We start from the raw sequence: 17,543 nt of genomic DNA on the forward strand, positions 1-17,543 counted from the left end.
CGTACGGCCGTGGGATGGCTAGGAGCCAGCGTTACCGCTAGGTTCTCTGCCATGACGGTTCCGGCTCCGGTACCCGAGTCGGCAGACAGCGGCTCGGGTCCCCTCGTCGAACTCGACGACGTCAACAAGTGGTTCGGCGACCTGCACGTGCTCAAAGACATCAACATGTCGATCGACCGAGGCGAGGTCGTGGTGGTGATCGGCCCATCGGGGTCAGGCAAGTCGACCTTATGCCGGGCCATCAACCGGCTTGAGCCGATCGAGAAAGGGGTGATCCGGCTCGACGGTCAACCGTTGCCCGCTGAGGGCAAGGAATTGGCCAAGTTGCGCGCCGACGTGGGCATGGTCTTCCAGCAGTTCAATCTGTTCGCGCACAAGACCGTGCTGCAAAACGTCACCCTCGGTCCGGTCAAGGTGCGCAAGGTCAAGGAGGCCGAGGCGCGCGAGCATGCCGAGCGACTGCTCGAGCGGGTCGGCGTAGCCGACCAAGCCGACAAGTATCCCGCTCAGCTGTCCGGGGGGCAGCAACAGCGGGTAGCCATCGCGCGAGCGTTGGCGATGCGACCCAAGGTCATGCTCTTCGACGAGCCAACCTCGGCATTGGACCCCGAGATGATCAAGGAGGTCCTCGACGCCATGGTCGACCTCGCCAAGGAAGGCATGACCATGGTCGTCGTCAGCCACGAGATGGGGTTCGCTCGTACCGCCGCGCACCGAGTGGCATTCATGGCCGACGGCCGCATCGTCGAGGAGTCCACGCCCGACGAGTTCTTCACCAATCCGAAGTCAGAACGGGCCAAGGACTTCCTCGGCAAGATAATCAAGCACTGAAGTAAGGGGAAACGAATGCGTCCATTCAGAACCAAAGCCTTGGTAGGCGCTCTCACCCTGGGCCTGGCGCTCGCGGCCTGCGGCGACGACGGCAACGGCACCGGCACTGGCGGAGGTGCCGAGTCCGAGTACGAGGTGGTGGACAACCCCGAGTTCGAGTCCGGCACGACGATGGCCGATCTCGCGGAGCAGGGCAATATCACCATCGGAGTGAAGTTCGACCAGCCTGGCATCGGGCAAATGCCTCCTGGCGAGGACGCTCCCGTCGGGTTCGACATCGAGATGGCCAAGATCGTCGCAGGCCAGCTCGGCATCTCGCCCGACAACATTGAGTGGAAGGAGACGGTGTCCGACAACCGGGAGCCGTTCCTGCAGAACGATGTCGTCGATCTCGTCATCGCGTCCTATTCCATCACCGAAGACCGGCAGAAGGTCGTCGGGCAGGCGGGCCCGTACTACGTGACCGGTCAGCAGCTGCTTGTTCGTGAAGAGGACAAGGACACGATCGCCGGCCCGGACGACTTGGAGGGTGTCAAGGTCTGCTCCGTCACGGGTTCCACGTCGATCCAGACCGTCACCGAGGAGTACGGTGCCGATCCCACCCCCTTCGACACGTACTCCGCGTGCGTGCGGCAACTGCAGAACGACACCGTCGACGCGGTCACGACCGACGGTGCCATCCTGCTCGGGTACGCCGCGCAGGACCCGGACAACCTCGAGGTCGTTGGACCGGAGTTTTCCGAGGAGCGATACGGCATCGGCTACTCCAAGGGTGACGCCGAGATGTGTCAGTTCCTGACGGACACCATCAACAACTCGTTCGAGAACGGCAGCTGGAACACCGCGTTCGAGTCCACGCTCGGTCAGGCAGGGGTCGAGACCCCAGAGCCACCCGAGACCGATCCCTGTCCTTCGGCATAATTGCGGCGCATTGCGGCGTCCGGGGCCCGCGATGAGGGCCCCGGACGCCGCACCCTCGCCATCCCCGTACTAGGAGCTACCGTTCGTGGATGAGTACCTGCCCGAACTGTTAGCGCGCTTGGCTGACGGTTTCGCGGTTACGCTGAGAATGCTGGGCTGGTCCGCCCTGATCGCTGGGATCGTCGGAACGATTCTCGCGGCGATGCGCGTGTCACCGGTTCCGCCGCTACGCGCTTTCGGCACGTCATACGTCAACATTTTTCGCAACACCCCGCTCGTGGTGCTGTTCCTTCTCGCCGTCGAGGGTTTGCCGACGGTCGGCGTCAGGATCTCCTTCGAATGGTTCGCCATCATCACGCTGGCGACCTACACCGCCTCGTTCGTCTGTGAAGCCATCCGTTCGGGTATCAACACCGTCGATGTGGGACAGGCTGAGGCATCCCGCTCGATCGGCATGACGTTTGGCCAATCCTTGGGCATCATCGTGCTTCCGCAGGCCATCCGCGCGGTCATACCACCGTTGGCCAGTGTCTACATCGCGCTCGCGAAGAACACCGCGGTCGCCGCGGCCTTTGGAGTCGTGGAGGCGACCGGTCAGCTGAGCAATCTCATCCGGGACTTCGCCAGCTTCCTCTGGTTCTCCTTCTTCGGCATCGCGGCCGGCTACGTCATCATTGTGCTCGTGATCTCGGGTATCGCGGGAATGATCGAACGGCGTCTGGCGGTGGTTCGATGAACTCGGTGCTGTTCGACGTCCCAGGCCCACGAGCGCGTGCCAGGCACCGCATCGGCACCATCGTCGGTGGTGCGGCCATCGTCGCCTTCCTTGGCCTACTCGGCTGGAAACTCTGGGTCGAAGAGGCGATCACCCCAGACCAGTGGTCGTTCCTGACGGTTCCGGGAATCGTGCTCGGCTTGGCCGAGGCATTGTTGTTCACCCTGGCGGCCGCGGCCACCGCCATCGGCATGGCCGTGGTGTTCGGCGCGGTCTTCGCCTTCGGCAGGCTCTCCGACCACGCACTGGTGCGCTGGCCCTGCCTAGTCGTGGTGGAGTTCTTCCGTGCCGTTCCGCTGCTGCTGCTGATCCTGTTCTTGTTCATCGCTTACGGCTGGGCCCTCGGCCCGTTCGGGTCATTGGTAATCGCTCTGACGCTCTACAACGGGGCCGTGCTTGCCGAGATCTTCCGAGCAGGTCTGCTCGCGGTGCCACGGGGGCAGCGCGAGGCCGCGTACTCCATTGGCATGCGCAAATACCAGGTCATGCTGCTCGTCCTGGCACCGCAGGCGATCCGTACGATGCTCCCAGCGATCATCAGCCAATGCGTTGTCGCTCTCAAGGACACCGCACTTGGCTTCATCATCGGCTACTCCGGCTTCGTGCACGAAGGCGACTTGATCTTCACGTCGATCCAGTACAACAACCCCATCGCTGTCGGGATCGTTCTCGCCGCAGTGTTCATCGTGATCAACTACTCGCTGTCGAGGCTGGCAGTCCATCTCGAATCACGACTCCGGCGCCAAGGCACGACCGTCGTGCACGTCGATGAGGGTGTGGAGTAGCGACGGTCACGCACGCTCTGATCAGCACATACACAATCGCTCCACCACCTCAGCCGCAGGCGTGACGCTCCGGTGGCGGCGAATATCGCGCCACGAACAAGGGGTGACACGACTGAGGTCCGCCCCCACACCGTCAACTCAACGGCATGGGGGCGGACCTCGGTCGTCAGATCGTTTGCCTTCTGCGAGCGCTACTTACCGCGCTTGAACAGCTTGTTGCCCAGCCACACCACCGGGTCGTAACGGCGACCCGCGACGCGCTCCTTCATCGGGATCAGCGCGTTGTCGGTGATCTTGATGTTTTCCGGGCACACCTCGGTACAGCACTTGGTGATGTTGCAGTAGCCGAGGCCGTGGTCGTCCTGCGCGGTGTCGCGCCGGTCGGCGGCGTCCAGCGGGTGCATCTCCAGTTCCGCGATCCGCATCAGGAATCTCGGCCCGGAGAACTCGAGCTTGTTCTCCTCGTGGTCACGCACCACGTGACAGGTGTCCTGACACAGGAAGCATTCGATGCACTTGCGGAACTCCTGCGAGCGCTGGACGTCCTCCTGCTGCATCCGGTACTCCCCCGGCTGCAGCTTCTCTGGCGGAGTGAACGCCTGCACCTCGCGGGCTTTCTCGTAGTTGTAGGACACGTCGGTGACCAGGTCGCGCACAACCGAGAACGCCCGCATCGGGGTGACGGTGATGACCTCGTCCTTGTCAAACAGCGACATCCGCGTCATGCACAGCAACTGTGGCCTGCCGTTGACCTCCGCCGAGCACGAGCCGCACTTGCCCGCCTTGCAGTTCCATCGCACCGCCAGATCCGGTGCTTGGGTGGCCTGCAGCCGGTGGATGATGTCGAGCACGACCTCGCCTTCGTTGACCTCGACCTCGAAGTCCTCCAGCGAGCCGCCGTCCGAATCGCCGCGCCATACTCGGAATTGGCCCTTGTAGCTCATGCGGTGTCTCCCTGGGCAGCGGGATGCGTGGTCAGCTCCGCCTCGGTGTAGTACTTCTCCAGTTCGGACAGTTCGAACAGTTCGAGCAGGTCTTGGCGCATTGGCACCTGCTCCTTCGGCTCGACCACGACATCGGGAACCACCTGGTCTTCGCCGGACACCCGGCAGGACAACAGCCGGTTCCGCCAGTCCGAGTCGAGCATTGGGAAGTCATCCCTGGTGTGACCGCCCCTGCTTTCGGTGCGCAGCAACGCTGCCTTGGCTACCGCCTCGCTGACAACCATCATGTTGCGGAGGTCGATCGCCAGGTGCCAGCCGGGGTTGAACTGCCGGTGACCCTCGACAACGACGTTGCGCACCCGCGAGCGGATCTCGGCGAGCCTGCCGAGCGCCCGCTCGATCTCATCGGCAGTACGGATGATCCCGACGAGGTCGTTCATCGTCTGCTGGAGTTCGTGCTGCAGGGTGTATGGGTTCTCCCGCGCACCCTCGCCCTCGGCGGGTTCGAATGGCGACACCGCCGACCGCGCGGCCGCGTCGATGTCGGACTGCAGCACGACCGGTTTGCGCTCGAGCGACTCGACGTAGTTCGCGGCACCGAGCCCGGCCCGCCTGCCGAACACCAGAAGGTCGGACAGCGAGTTGCCACCGAGCCGGTTCGAGCCGTGCATCCCGCCGGAACACTCGCCAGCGGCGAACAGCCCCGGCACGGTCGACTCACCGGTGTCGGGGTCGACCTCGATGCCGCCCATCACGTAGTGGCAGGTGGGGCCGACCTCCATCGGCTCGGCCGTGATGTCCACATCGGCCAGTTCCTTGAACTGGTGATACATCGACGGCAGCCTGCGCTTGATCTCCTCGTCGGGCATCCGGCTGGCGATGTCGAGGTAGACGCCGCCGTGCGGGGAACCGCGGCCTTCCTTGACCTCGGTATTGATCGCGCGGGCGACCTCGTCCCGTGGCAACAGGTCCGGCGTGCGGCGGTTGTTGTCCGGGTCGGTGTACCAGCGGTCGGCTTCTTCCTCGGTCTCGGCGTACTGCCCCTTGAAGACGTCGGGGACGTAGTCGAACATGAACCGCTTGCCTTCGGAGTTCTTCAAGACTCCGCCGTCACCGCGCACGCCCTCGGTGACCAAGATGCCCTTCACACTCGGCGGCCAGACCATGCCTGTCGGGTGGAACTGCACGAACTCCATGTTGATCAAGCTCGCGCCAGTCCGCGCGGCCAGCGCGTGCCCGTCGCCGGTGTACTCCCATGAGTTCGAGGTGACCTGGAACGATTTGCCGATGCCGCCGGTAGCCATGATCACGGCGCCGGTCTCGAACAGCACGAACCGGCCCGACTCGCGCCAGTAGCCGAACGCGCCGGAGATCGCCCCGGAGTCGTCCTTGAGCAGCTCGGTGATGGTGCATTCCTGGAAGACCTTGAGCTTGGCCTCGTAGTCGCCGAACTCGGCCTTGTCTTCCTGCTGCAGCGACACGATTTTCTGCTGCATGGTGCGGATCAGCTCAAGGCCGGTGCGGTCACCGACGTGCGCCAGCCTCGGGTACGTGTGGCCGCCGAAGTTGCGCTGGCTGATGCGGCCGTCCTCGGTGCGGTCGAACAGGGCGCCGTAGGTTTCCAGCTCCCACACCCGGTCCGGCGCTTCCTTGGCGTGCAGCTCGGCCATCCGCCAATTGTTGAGGAACTTGCCGCCCCGCATGGTGTCGCGGAAGTGGACCTGCCAGGAGTCGTTCGAGTTGACGTTGCCCATCGAGGCGGCGCAGCCGCCCTCGGCCATCACGGTGTGGGCCTTGCCGAACAACGACTTGCAGATCACCGCCGTGGTCAGCCCGCGCTGTCTCGCCTCGATCGCCGCACGCAGCCCGGCGCCACCGGCGCCGATCACGACAACGTCATAGTTGTGGCGTTCTACCTCGGTCACTCATTCACCTCAGCACTGTGGGGACGAACCGGCCTCAGCCGATGATGCGCAGGTCGGTGATCGCACCGCTGGCCACCAGGAACACATAGAGGTCGGTCAGGATCAGCGTGCCGATCGTGATCCAGGCGAACTCCATGTGCCGGGTGTTCAACAACGACACCTTGGTCCACAACCAGTAGCGGACTGGGTGTTTCGAGAAATGCTTCAACCGGCCGCCGGTCACGTGCCGGCACGAGTGACACGACAGCGTGTAGCACCACAGCAGCACCACGTTGCCGACCAGGATGAAGTTGCCGAGCCCGAGACCGAACCCGCCATCCGGGGAATGGAAGGCGAGGATGGCGTCATAGGTGTTGATCACCGAGATGATCACCGCTGCGTAGAAGAAGTAGCGGTGCACGTTCTGCAGGATCAGCGGCAGCCGGGTCTCGCCGGTGTAGCGGCTGTGCGGCTCGGGCACCGCGCACGCCGGTGGCGAGAGCCAGAACGACCTGTAGTACGCCTTGCGGTAGTAGTAGCAGGTCAGCCGGAACAACAGCAGCAATGGCAGGCTCAACGCGGCGTACGGGACCAGCGGGTGATCCGGCAGGAACCGGCCGAAGTGGGCCGCACCCTCGAGGCAGCCGTTCGACATGCATGGCGAGTAGAACGGCGTCAGGTAGTGGTAGTCGCCGACCCAGTAGTAATTCTGCTGGAATGCCCGGAACGTCGCGTAGATCACGAAGATCGACAGGCCGACGACGGTGAGCAGTGGCGGCACCCACCAGCGGTCGGTCCGCAACGAGGGGACGGGCAGGCGGGCGCGTGGCGGCGCGTATACCCCGGTCTCGGTCGACGTCACAGTGTGTACCTCCAGTGCCGGACGTCTCGGCGCACCAACGTCCCGTTGATCAGGAACCGTGCGTAGTCGGCCGCGAGGGCGGAGCTACGGCCTGCCCTCGCGTGGTCGAGCCGAGCCGCCGTCACGAGCGCTCGCCGTGGTAGCCGCCGACACCTTCGTCATCCGCACCTGCCCAGAGCGACTCGTCGTAGGGCGTGTCGGGCACGACGATGACCTCGGACCGATCCTGGGAACGCTGCTGCACCGGCACAGGGTGCGAGACCTCGAACTCGTCGGCATCGATGTCGAGGCGGTCGAGATCGTTGGCAAGCCGCCGCACGACAGGCGCGTCGCCGTATCGGCTGCGTAACGCGCCTAGGCATTGGCGTAGCTGGCCGATTCCCCGTCGAAGTTCCGCCATCTCGCTGGTCGCCACGTCGGCACCTCCATGCCAGTCAATGATCATGCCGCAGCCCTGCTGAGCCGTGGCGTCGCATGATTGACTCTGCCTTGATCGAGATCTAGTGACAAGTACCACACGCCGATCCTTGGCACCGCACTGTAGTCGGCGTCACAGCGCAGCCGCACTCGGGGCCCCGACCGGCCGTGACACCGCATCGTGGTCGCCATCGCGGACCTGAGTCACGATCCCGATCATGGAGCCGCTGAGCGCGGCGCGGTCACGATTCCTCGGCGGTTCCCTCCAGCGGGTCGGTGTCACGCCCCGCCGAGGCAAGCTCCTCGCGCACCACCCGGTAGGCCAGCCCCTCCGGATAGCCCTTGCGAGCGAGGGCGGCGACCAGCCGCCGGATGACGGCCCGGTCATCGAGCCGCGCCATGCCCCGCATCCGCTTGCGGACCAGTTCGCGCGCCCGGTGCTCTTCCTCGGCAGGGTCGATCGCACTCACCGCGTGCTCGGCGGTGTCGGCGTCGATGCCCTGCCGGATCAGCTGCGACTTCACACCTTTTCTGCCGAGCCCCTGGTGGGTGTGTTTGGACCGCACCATCATCTCGGCGTACTCGGCGTCGTCGATCAGCTTGGCCCGTTCGAGCCGGTCCAGCACCTCACCGGAGGTCTCGTCGTCGAATCCCTTGCGCGCGAGGGCCGTGGCGAGCCCAGACCTGGTGCGGGGACGCACCGCGAGCAGCCGGAGACAGACGGACTTGGCCTCCCGGAACCGCTCGTCGGGACCGGCCTGTTCGGTCTCGCTGGCCTCGTCAGCCGTCTGGCTGCCGCGGTTGGCCTGCCGTGCCATGGACCTAGAACTCAACCGGGGCGGGCGCGGCGTCCTCGGTGTCCAGCGTCGGGCCGATGCCGAGCTTCTCCTTGATCCGCTTCTCGACCTCGTTGGCGATGTCCGGGTTGTCCCGCAGGAAGCGCCGCGCGTTCTCCTTGCCCTGGCCGAGTTGATCGCCCTCGTAGGTGTACCAGGCACCGGACTTGCGCAGGATGCCCTGGTCGACGCCCATATCGATCAGTGATCCCTCGCGCGAGATACCGACCCCGTAGAGGATGTCGAACTCGGCCTGCTTGAACGGCGGAGCGACCTTGTTCTTGACGACCTTGACCCTGGTCCGGTTGCCGACCGGCTCGCCGCCGTCCTTGAGCGTCTCGATCCGGCGCACGTCCAGCCGCACCGAGGCGTAGAACTTCAGCGCCTTGCCACCGGTGGTGGTCTCCGGTGAGCCGAACATGATGCCGACCTTCTCCCGCAGCTGGTTGATGAAGATCGCGGTGGTGTTGGACGTGTGCAACGCCGAGGTCAGCTTCCGCAGCGCCTGACTCATCAGCCGCGCCTGCAACCCAACGTGCGAGTCGCCCATCTCACCCTCGATCTCGGCGCGCGGCACCAGCGCGGCGACCGAGTCGATGACCACGATGTCCAGCGCACCGGAGCGGATCAGCATGTCGGCGATCTCCAGCGCCTGCTCCCCGGTGTCCGGCTGTGAGACGAGCAGCGAGTCGGTGTCGACGCCGAGCTTCTTGGCGTACTCCGGATCCAGCGCGTGCTCGGCGTCGATGAAAGCCGCGATGCCGCCCGCCGTTTGCGCGTTGGCGACCGCGTGCAACGCGACGGTGGTCTTACCGCTGCTCTCCGGGCCGTAAACCTCGACGACCCTGCCGCGTGGCAGCCCCCCGATGCCGAGCGCGACATCGAGCGCGATGGCGCCAGAGGGGATCGCCTGAATGGGCGCGCGCTCCTCATCGCCGAGTCGCATCACCGACCCCTTGCCGTACTGCTTGTCGATCTGCGCAAGGGCGAGTTCGAGCGCCTTGTCCCGATCCGGTGCTGCCATGGGATTCCACCTCGCTGTTAGAAGCCTGTGTTGTGCGTCGGGGCCGACAGTACGGCCGGGGACCGACAATCGTGGTGCGTGGCGGATGCGTCCGGGCCACTCACCGCGCGCCCATGATAGACGAACAGACGTTCGATGCCGGTGCGACACGCCGAAAGGTAGCGCGAAAATCTGACCGGTGCCCGCTCAGCTGCCCACTCAGCGGCTGCCAGGCGCGAGTCAGCGGCGTTCCCGGGGAATATCGAACTCCTCGCAGACCGCGCGCCAGATGTCCTTCGCCGGGACCCCCGCCGCCAGCGCCTGCTCGGGGGTCCTTCCGCCGAGCGAGCCGATGACATGGTCACTCAGCAGCGTCGCCGCCCTGATGCCGCCGAACTCCTCGGCCATCAGCCTGCGAAACACCGTGATCCGCACTGTCCTCCTTCCCTCGGACGAGCCTCACGGTACCGGCAGCGAACTCGGCCACTCGCGGCCACGGGTACCGTTGCGGCCGTGCTTATCGCTCAGCTCAACGCGCCCGAATGGGCGGACATCGCCATACGGCTGGCCGCCGTCGTCGTGGCCGGCACCGCGCTCGTCACCCTGATCATCGCCTGGCGTCGAAACCGCGACGACCGCTGAGGCGTCACTCGCCGGGCTGCACCCTGACCTGGACGTAGTCGGCCAGCGCGGTGGCCTGCCTGAGATCGCCGTCCGCGCCGGGGCCGGTGCCTGCGCTCGTGCCGGATCCGCCCAGCAGCACGCCGACCACGATCAGCGCGACGACCAGTGCGACCACGAGGCCACCGAGCAGCAGCAGGCGTCTCCCGGCACCGGAACGCGTGGGCGGTTGCCGGGGCGCCGGGAATCGGCCCGGCGGGCGCGACCCTGGCGGACCGGGATGTCCGGGCGCCATCGGTCGCCGCGGGGGTGGTGGACCCGAGGGGCCTGGCGGCATCGCGGGCGGGTACCCGCCCTGCGCGTGCGGGTACGGCATGCTCGTCGCGGCAGAGCCGCTCGTGGCGGGAACGGTGTGCGGACCGCTGGTCGCCGGATCACCCGGACGCGGGTGTGACGCACTCCGGCGATTGGCGCTGACGTGCAACGCGCCGAACGCGACGGCCGCCTCCGGCTGGTCCATGCTTACCGGCACGACGCCCAGCTTCTCCGCGACCATGCTGCCGATCAGCGGTAGCCTGCTCGACCCGCCGACCAGGGCGATTCCCGCGAGGCTCCGCGGGGCCAGGCTCGCCCTCGTCAGTGTCCGCGCCATCAGTTCGACGCCGCGCAGCATGGCCGGGCGCACCAGCGCCTCGAGTTCGGCACGCGTGAGCTGGACGTCCGCGAACGGTTCCGGCAGCAGCACCTGGGTTTGCTTGTGCCGCGACAACGCTTCCTTGGCCGCCTTGACGTCGTCCTGCAGCATGCGCCGTGTCCTGCGCTCTGCCGTCGACGCCGGACGCAGTAGTCCCTGCCAGCGCCGCGGATCGGTGTGCGAGACCTCGCGTCCGATGTGGATGAGCAGTGTCTCGTCGACGTCGATGCCGCCCAGGTCGGCGAGGCCGTCCTCAGCGAGCACGGTGAACCCGCCGTCTGGCGCCGCCGCGACGATCGCGACGTCGACGGTGCCCGCGCCGACGTCGTACACGGCGAGCGCCTGACCTGGCGCGAGCGCTCTGCCGGGTAGCGAGGCGAAATGGGCGGCAGCGGCGACCGGTTCCGGCACCAGGGTGACCGAGCCGACGACCCCGGCCTGCCGTGCGGCCGCGCGCAGTACGGCGCAACGATCCTCGCCCCACTGCGCGGGATGAGTCAGCCTCACCTCGTCGGGCTGACCGCCACCGAGCTGCCGGGAGGCCTCCTCGAGCACTCGCCGCAGCACGGCGGCCAGCGCCTCGCTGACCGCGATGACGTCGTCGCCGAGCGCCAGTCGCTGCTCGTCGATGCGCCGCTTGGGGTTCGGTTCGAACCGGGTGGGGTCGAGCCGGGCCTTGCGTTCCGCGTCCCTTCCGACCAGGATCGTGCCGTTGTCCTCGGCGAACACCGCGGATGGCATGGTCGCCGCCCCGTCCACGTCGACGACGCGCGGCGGCGTGGCCCCGTCAGCGAGCACCGCCACGGTGTTCGACGTGCCGAGATCAACCGACAAAACCCGCACAGACTCTCCCCTCGCCCATGTGCGCACGGCACTCCCGCCGATGCTGCCATGCCGTGGTCACACGCCGACGCGGCCCCACCGCAGCGCACCAGGATGTCGGTGCCATACGCGATGATGGCGTCATGGCTGGTGACGAGCCCGCATCCGAGACCCCGTCCAGCACGGGGCCAGCCGACGTGCTGCGGTTGTTCTCCGCGCCGACGCGGGAGTGGTTCACCCTGGCCTTCGCCGCGCCGACTCCGGTGCAGGACGGTACGTGGCGGGCGGCACACTCCGGTGAGCATGCCCTTGTCGTCTCGCCAACCGGGTCGGGCAAGACGCTGGCCGCGTTCCTGCACGCCATCGACCGGCTCGCCACCACCCCCGTGCCCGCCGACCCGCTGCGGCGCTGCCGGGTGCTGTACGTCTCGCCGTTGAAGGCCCTCGCCGTCGACGTCCAGCGCAACCTGCGCGCGCCGTTGGCGGGGATCGCCGACGCGGCCGGCCACGCCGGGCTCGCGCCACCGGACATCACGATCGGCATGCGCACCGGCGACACCTCCGCCAGCGAACGCCGCACGCTGGCGCGCACGCCGCCGGACATTCTGGTAACCACGCCGGAATCGCTGTACCTACTGCTGACGTCACACGCGAGAGAGGCGCTGCGCGGCGTCGACACCGTGATCGTCGACGAGGTGCACGCGGTCGCGGGCACCAAGCGCGGCGCGCACCTCGCGCTGTCACTGGAACGCCTCGACGCCCTGCTGGACGCGCCCGCACAACGCATCGGACTGTCGGCGACGGTGCGCCCGGCCGACGAGATCGCCACGTTCCTGACTGGCGGACATCCGGTGCGAGTGGTGCGGCCGGAGACGCACAAGACGATCGCGGTCACCGTCGAAGTGCCGGTGGCCGACATGACCGCCCCACCAGCCACACCGAACCCGGCAGGCCCCGACGCCGAACCGCGGCAGCCGTCCATCTGGCCGTCGGTGGAACGCAGGGTCTACGAACTGATCACCGCACACCGCTCGACGATCGTGTTCACCAACTCGCGGCGGCTGGCGGAACGGATCACCGCGCGGCTCAACGAACTGCACGCCGAGGAACAGCGACCGCTACGACGTCACCCGGCGCAGGCGGTGGGGCAGTCGGGCATCACGACGGGTGTCCCGCCCACGGTGATCGCCAAGGCGCACCACGGGTCGATGGCGCGGGAGCAGCGCGGCGTCGCGGAGGCGGAGCTGAAGGCGGGCACGCTGCCATGCGTGGTGGCGACGTCGTCCCTCGAACTCGGCATCGACATGGGCGCGGTCGACCTCGTCGTGCAGATCGAACCGCCGCCGAGCGTCGCGGCCGGGATGCAGCGGGTCGGCAGGGCCAGCCACACCATCGACGCGACCTCAACCGGGGTGCTGTTCCCGAAGCTGCGCGGTGAGCTGGCGGCGAGCGCCGTGGTGGCCGAGCGGATGGCGGGCGGCGCGATCGAGGCGCTGCACTACCCGCGCAACCCACTGGACGTGCTGGCGCAGCAGATCGTGGCGATGGTCGCGATGGACGACTACGCCGTGGCCGATCTCGCCGCGCTGGTGCGCCGAGCCGCGCCGTTCGCCCAGCTCGGTGACGAGTCGTTCGACGCGGTCCTGGACATGCTCGCCGGGCGCTACCCCAGCACGGACTTCGCCGAGCTACGGCCCCGCGTCGTGTGGGACAGGGCCGCGGGCACGGTCACCGCGCGGCCGGGTGCACAGCGGCTCGCGGTGACCTCGGGCGGCACCATCCCCGACCGGGGGCTGTACCCGGTGATGACGGCGTCCGGCAACGCGACCGGCTCCCGAGCCTCGCGGGTGGGCGAGCTGGACGAGGAGATGGTGCACGAGTCGCGGGTGGGCGACACCATCCTGCTCGGCACGTCGTCCTGGCGGATCACCGAGATCACCCACGATCGGGTGGTCGTCGCGCCCGCGCCGGGTGAGGCGGCGCGGATGCCGTTCTGGAAGGGCGACACCCCCGCGCGTCCGTTCGAGCTGGGCAGCGCCATTGGCGGGTTCCTGCGCGAGATCTCCTCGGCCGAGAACACGGCAGCGCGGCAGCGGCTGGGCGATGCCGGCCTCGACGGCTGGGCCAGTGACAACCTGCTCGACTACCTCGCCGAGCAGCGCACCACCACCGGGCATGTGCCGGACGACCGCACCATCGTCGTCGAGCGGTTCCGCGACGAGCTGGGCGATTGGCGCATCGTGGTGCATTCGCCGTTCGGCGGAGCGGTGAACGCACCGTGGGCGTTGCTGATCGGGGCGGAGCTGCGGGAACGTCGCGGCGTCGACACGCATGTCGCCAGCGCCGATGACGGCATCGTGCTGCGGCTGCCCGACTCGGTCGAATGGGAGGGCACCCCACATCGGGCCGGTATTCCCGGCGCGGCGGACCTGCTGTTCGACCCGGACACGGTCGAGGAGTTGCTGACCGCCGAGCTGGGGTCGAGCGCGCTGTTCGCCGCCCGGTTTCGGGAGTGCGCGGCCCGCTCACTGCTGCTGCCGAAGCGCGATCCGCGCAGGCGCACCCCACTGTGGCAGCAGCGGCACCGGTCATCGCAGTTGCTCACGGTGGCCGCGTCGTACGAACGCTTTCCCGTGGTGCACGAGGCGATGCGGGAGTGCCTGCGTGACCTCTACGACGTCGACAGCCTGCGTGAGCTGCTCACCGCGATCCGGCAACGCACCGTCCGTGTGGTCGAGGTCGAGACGCCGAAGGCGTCGCCGTTCGCGCGGAACCTGCTGTTCGGCTATGTCGGGCTCAACATCTACGACGACGACCTGCCGCTCGCGGAACGCAGGGCCACCGCGCTGTCGATCGACACCGAATTGCTCGCCGAGCTGCTCGGAACCGACTCGCTGCGAGAACTGCTCGACGCCGACGTCATCGCTGAGGTCGAGGCCGCGCTGCAACATCTGCCGGAGGATCGGCATGCGCGCGGTGTCGAGGACACCGCCGATCTGCTCCGGGTGCTCGGTGATCTGTCGGCAGCCGAGGCCGCACGGCGGGGTGTGGCGGCCGAGGGGCTGGCTGAGCTGCGTGAGGCGGGCAGGGCGATCGTCGTGTGCATCGCGGGTGAGGACCGCTACCTAGCTGTGGAAGACGCGGGCAGGGTTCGTGCGGCACTCGGAGTGGAGCTGCCGCCGGGAATCCCGGATGCCTTCACCGAGCCGGTGCCCGATCCGCTCGCCGATCTGCTCACCCGATACGCCCGCGGCCGAGGCCCGTTCCACGCCGACACGGCGGCTGCCCGGTTCGGCCTGTCGGCGTCCGCCGTCACGGAGGCGCTGGACCGGCTGGTCACCCGCGGCACGCTGGTGCGCGGCGAACTGGACCCGACCGCGACCGACGGCGTGGACTACTGCGACGCCGACGTGTTGCGCCGCATCCGGCGCGCCTGCCTCGCGCGGCTGCGTAAGGACGTCGAGCCGGTGGAGCAGGCGGCGCTGGGCCGGTTCCTGCCCGCCTGGCACGAGATCGGGACGGGACGGAAATCGGATGACGCTGGGCGACAACCGCACGGTGCGGCGGACGACGTGTACTCCTGCGTCGAGCAGTTGGCGGGCGCGCCGATCCCGGCCAGCGCGCTGGAATCGCTGGTGCTGCCCGCGCGGTTGCCCGGCTACTCCCCTGCCCTGTTGGATGAGTTGACGACGGCGGGCGAGGTGACCTGGTGCGGTTGCGGCTCGGTGGCCTCCGGGGACGGCTGGCTCGCGCTCGCTCCCGCCGATGTCGCCGACCTGCTGCTGCCCGATCCCGAGCCGGAGCCGGACGGCGAGCTGCCCGCCGCGATCCTGCGAGTCCTCGACGGTGGCGCGTTGTTTTTCCGTCAGCTGGTCGACGCGGTGTCCCGCGAGGTGCGGCCCGCTCCCAACGACACCGACGTCGTGGCGGCGCTGTGGGAATTGGTGTGGGCAGGCTGGGTCACCGGCGACAGCCTCGCGGGGCTGCGTGCCGTGCTCGCCGGGGGCGGCACGCATCGGCCCCGCAGGCAGGCACCGCGCGGGCGTACGCGCGGCCGGTACGCCCGGATGCGTGCGGGTCGGCCGACGATGCCGACACAGACCGGGCCGCCGACGGTGGCAGGCAGGTGGGCGCTGACACCAGCGCGGGAGCCGGACCCGACCCGCCGCGCGCACGCCCGTACCGAGGCGCTGCTGGAGCGTCACGGTGTACTGACCAGGGGCGCGCTGGACACTGAACGCATCAGTGGCGGTTTCGCTGGCATCTACCCGGTACTGCGCGGGATGGCGGATACGGGACAGGTGATCCGGGGCTATGTCGTCGATGGCCTGGGAGCGGCACAGTTCGCGGCGCGCGGGGCGGTGGACCGGCTGCGATCGCTGTCGGACACCGGCGGCGGGCGGCACGCCGGGGCGGTGGCACTGGCAGCGTGCGATCCCGCCCAGCCGTATGGCGCCGCACTCGCCTGGCCCACCCCGGTCGGCGGCACGGCACACCGGCCGGGACGCAAGGCGGGCGCGGTCGTGGTACTCGTCGACGGTGCCCCGGTGCTGTACCTGGAACGCGGCGGGTCATCGTTGCTGACATTCACCACCGGCCGCACCGCGCTCCGCACGGCAGCCGACACGCTCGCGGCGCAGGTCAGCGCGGGCCGGATCGACTCGCTGCTGGTGCGCCGTGCCGACGGCGAGCAGGCGTTGTGGTCCGATCTGGCCGAGGTGCTGGGCGAGGCCGGATTCCGGCACACCCCGCAGGGACTGCGGCTGCGCGCGTACTAGCGTCGAGCCGAACCGGTCGCTGCCCACCACGCGGAAACGTTGGCTTGCACCCCGTTGGGGCAGAAGACGATCGTGCGTCGAAGCAGCCGTCGCGCGAACAAACCGGTCTTCATGACGGCGGCAGCAGGGCGTCGAGGTCGATAGTCAGTGCGCACGGCTCGTTGACGGTGAACTGTCCCGCGGGCCGCTGGGACTCCTCGTATGCGCCGTCCACGAGGCGGTAGACGGTCGCGGTCACCGGAGGGTTTGGGTCGATGACCCAATAGTGTGGAATGCCAGCGTCGGCATAGTCCACCGGCTTGGTCACGGTATCCGTGCGCACCGAACCGGGGGAAATCACCTCGACCGCGAGCAACAAGTCGGACGCCGTCGCCAGCCCCCGCTGCCCGAATACGCTGGTTTTCGCGATCAGGAGATCCGGCGCTCGCACCACAGGCGTCGCGAGTTGGAGGTCCACGTCGATCTCGCCAAGGGCGCACAGGCCGCGTGGCAGTTGCGAACGAATCTGGTGGTACAGCTCGAAGGACACAAACATGTGCTCCTTCACGGGCTTCGGACTCATGATGACGACGCCGTCCTGCAGCTCGTAGTGGGCACTGGTGTCCTCGGGCAACGCAGCGAACTCGTCCACCGTGTAGTAGTGGTGCGGGTCGTACGGCAGCGCGGTCATGCTCATACCGTACCGCTGCAATCTCGTCGGTACCGCCGCCGCGCTGAGCCCCGGTAGCAGCGAGTGGAGCCGGAACCCCATCCGTCGTGTTTCATGGGATACCTCCTAATGTTCACAACACAGCGACGGGCAGAGAGCACGGGAGCGAGGTGTGGCAATGGCTGTCCGCGATCTCCGGTACTTCGGCGATCCGGTACTCACGACCGTGTGCGATCCGGTCACAACCTTCGACGCGAGCACCAAGGCGCTGGTCGACGACCTGCTCGACACAGTCGCGCTGCCGGGACGGGCCGGGCTGGCCGCGCCGCAGATCGGGGTGAGCCTGCGGGCGTTCAGCTACCACGTCGACGGCGAGCTCGGCTACGTGCTGAACCCCGAGCTGGTCGAACTGTCCGAGGAGACCCGCGAGGTCTCCGAGGGCTGCCTGTCCGTTCCCGAGCTGTGGTTTCCGGTCGAGCGATCGGTCTCCGCCGTGGTGCGTGGCGTCGACGTCAACAACGAACCGGTGACCGTCACGGGCACCGGCGTGCTCGCCCAGTGCCTGCAGCACGAGACCGACCACCTCAACGGCATGCTCTACCTCACCCGGCTCACCTCAGATCGCAGGAAGAACGCGATGCGGCAGTCCCGGCAGTCGCTGTGGTTCTGGCGCCGCTGACGGCAGCGGACCGAAGCGCGAC

Annotated in this window: 15 protein-coding genes and 1 pseudogene; 7 read left to right on the top strand and 9 right to left on the bottom strand. The window is 67.9% G+C overall.

Translation table 11 applies throughout. The annotated features are described in order from the left end of the window. The first annotated feature begins 51 nt into the window (after positions 1-51). The 4 genes from AMYHA_RS18260 (at position 52) to AMYHA_RS18275 (ending at position 3,312) form a co-directional block, all read left to right on the top strand. Positions 52-831: an amino acid ABC transporter ATP-binding protein gene (locus AMYHA_RS18260; RefSeq protein ID WP_034272916.1), complete on the top strand. Its 780-nt coding sequence runs from the start codon at positions 52-54 to the stop codon at positions 829-831. 15 nt (positions 832-846) lie between these two features. Next, a complete protein-coding gene (locus AMYHA_RS18265; protein ID WP_034272918.1) occupies positions 847-1,752 on the top strand; it encodes a glutamate ABC transporter substrate-binding protein in 906 nt (301 codons plus the stop codon). Between the two features lie 85 nt (positions 1,753-1,837). Beyond that, positions 1,838-2,488: an amino acid ABC transporter permease gene (locus AMYHA_RS18270; protein ID WP_231104804.1), complete on the top strand. Its 651-nt coding sequence runs from the start codon at positions 1,838-1,840 to the stop codon at positions 2,486-2,488. After that, a complete protein-coding gene (locus AMYHA_RS18275; RefSeq protein WP_034272920.1) occupies positions 2,485-3,312 on the top strand; it encodes an amino acid ABC transporter permease in 828 nt (275 codons plus the stop codon). Before AMYHA_RS18270 ends, AMYHA_RS18275 begins: the two co-directional genes overlap by 4 nt. A gap of 191 nt (positions 3,313-3,503) precedes the next feature. On the opposite strand, the gene AMYHA_RS18280 is transcribed toward AMYHA_RS18275, so the two are convergent. From AMYHA_RS18280 to AMYHA_RS18310, 7 genes are all read right to left on the bottom strand, one after another. Next, positions 3,504-4,256 (bottom strand): succinate dehydrogenase/fumarate reductase iron-sulfur subunit, encoded by a 753-nt coding sequence (locus tag AMYHA_RS18280; RefSeq protein WP_034272922.1) that lies wholly within the window; start codon positions 4,254-4,256, stop codon positions 3,504-3,506. Continuing rightward, complete coding sequence (locus tag AMYHA_RS18285; RefSeq protein WP_034272924.1) at positions 4,253-6,181, bottom strand: fumarate reductase/succinate dehydrogenase flavoprotein subunit; 1,929 nt, start codon at positions 6,179-6,181, stop codon at positions 4,253-4,255. Before AMYHA_RS18285 ends, AMYHA_RS18280 begins: the two co-directional genes overlap by 4 nt. A gap of 34 nt (positions 6,182-6,215) precedes the next feature. After that, positions 6,216-7,022 (bottom strand): hypothetical protein, encoded by an 807-nt coding sequence (locus AMYHA_RS18290; RefSeq protein WP_231104805.1) that lies wholly within the window; start codon positions 7,020-7,022, stop codon positions 6,216-6,218. A gap of 121 nt (positions 7,023-7,143) precedes the next feature. Then, positions 7,144-7,437, bottom strand: a complete 294-nt coding sequence (locus AMYHA_RS18295) for a hypothetical protein (protein ID WP_034272928.1) — start codon at positions 7,435-7,437, stop codon at positions 7,144-7,146. A 244-nt stretch (positions 7,438-7,681) separates the two neighbouring features. Next, complete coding sequence (locus tag AMYHA_RS18300; protein ID WP_034272930.1) at positions 7,682-8,257, bottom strand: regulatory protein RecX; 576 nt, start codon at positions 8,255-8,257, stop codon at positions 7,682-7,684. A gap of 4 nt (positions 8,258-8,261) precedes the next feature. Next, positions 8,262-9,299, bottom strand: a complete 1,038-nt coding sequence (recA, locus tag AMYHA_RS18305; RefSeq protein WP_034272932.1) for a recombinase RecA — start codon at positions 9,297-9,299, stop codon at positions 8,262-8,264. A 219-nt stretch (positions 9,300-9,518) separates the two neighbouring features. Then, positions 9,519-9,713 (bottom strand): DUF3046 domain-containing protein, encoded by a 195-nt coding sequence (locus tag AMYHA_RS18310; RefSeq protein WP_034272935.1) that lies wholly within the window; start codon positions 9,711-9,713, stop codon positions 9,519-9,521. Positions 9,714-9,791: 78 nt separating this feature from the next. Here AMYHA_RS18310 and AMYHA_RS28225 point away from each other — a divergent pair, with 78 nt between their 5' ends. Then, a complete protein-coding gene (locus tag AMYHA_RS28225) occupies positions 9,792-9,920 on the top strand; it encodes a hypothetical protein (protein WP_269189764.1) in 129 nt (42 codons plus the stop codon). Positions 9,921-10,005: 85 nt separating this feature from the next. On the opposite strand, the pseudogene AMYHA_RS28000 reads toward AMYHA_RS28225, so the two are convergent. Continuing rightward, positions 10,006-11,436 (bottom strand): annotated as a pseudogene (locus tag AMYHA_RS28000) (Hsp70 family protein); the annotation flags it as partial. 122 nt (positions 11,437-11,558) lie between these two features. Here AMYHA_RS28000 and AMYHA_RS18320 point away from each other — a divergent pair. Beyond that, positions 11,559-16,193 (top strand): ATP-dependent helicase, encoded by a 4,635-nt coding sequence (locus AMYHA_RS18320; protein ID WP_051400062.1) that lies wholly within the window; start codon positions 11,559-11,561, stop codon positions 16,191-16,193. Between the two features lie 109 nt (positions 16,194-16,302). Here the strand turns inward: AMYHA_RS18320 and AMYHA_RS18325 are convergent, their stop codons facing one another. After that, on the bottom strand, positions 16,303-16,863 hold the full coding sequence (locus tag AMYHA_RS18325; protein WP_034277837.1) for a Uma2 family endonuclease: 561 nt from the start codon (positions 16,861-16,863) through the stop codon (positions 16,303-16,305). A 157-nt stretch (positions 16,864-17,020) separates the two neighbouring features. Here AMYHA_RS18325 and def point away from each other — a divergent pair, with 157 nt between their 5' ends. Continuing rightward, a complete protein-coding gene (gene def / locus AMYHA_RS18330) occupies positions 17,021-17,521 on the top strand; it encodes a peptide deformylase (protein ID WP_034272939.1) in 501 nt (166 codons plus the stop codon). The last annotated feature ends 22 nt before the right edge of the window (positions 17,522-17,543 follow it).

Origin of the sequence: Haloechinothrix halophila YIM 93223 (assembly GCF_000504245.1) — a bacterium.
Classification (GTDB): Bacteria; Actinomycetota; Actinomycetes; order Mycobacteriales; family Pseudonocardiaceae; genus Haloechinothrix_A; species Haloechinothrix_A halophila.

Bases quoted from the DNA above. Each gene is read 5' to 3' on its own strand.
- AMYHA_RS18260 (WP_034272916.1), top strand. From the start codon at position 52: ATGACGGTTCCGGCTCCGGTACCCGAGTCGGCAGACAGCGGCTCGGGT.
- AMYHA_RS18265 (WP_034272918.1), top strand. From the start codon at position 847: ATGCGTCCATTCAGAACCAAAGCCTTGGTAGGCGCTCTCACCCTGGGC.
- AMYHA_RS18275 (WP_034272920.1), top strand. From the start codon at position 2,485: ATGAACTCGGTGCTGTTCGACGTCCCAGGCCCACGAGCGCGTGCCAGG.
- AMYHA_RS18280 (WP_034272922.1), bottom strand. From the start codon at position 4,256: ATGAGCTACAAGGGCCAATTCCGAGTATGGCGCGGCGATTCGGACGGC.
- AMYHA_RS18300 (WP_034272930.1), bottom strand. From the start codon at position 8,257: ATGGCACGGCAGGCCAACCGCGGCAGCCAGACGGCTGACGAGGCCAGC.
- recA (WP_034272932.1), bottom strand. From the start codon at position 9,299: ATGGCAGCACCGGATCGGGACAAGGCGCTCGAACTCGCCCTTGCGCAG.
- AMYHA_RS18320 (WP_051400062.1), top strand. From the start codon at position 11,559: ATGGCTGGTGACGAGCCCGCATCCGAGACCCCGTCCAGCACGGGGCCA.
- AMYHA_RS18325 (WP_034277837.1), bottom strand. From the start codon at position 16,863: ATGACCGCGCTGCCGTACGACCCGCACCACTACTACACGGTGGACGAG.
- def (WP_034272939.1), top strand. From the start codon at position 17,021: ATGGCTGTCCGCGATCTCCGGTACTTCGGCGATCCGGTACTCACGACC.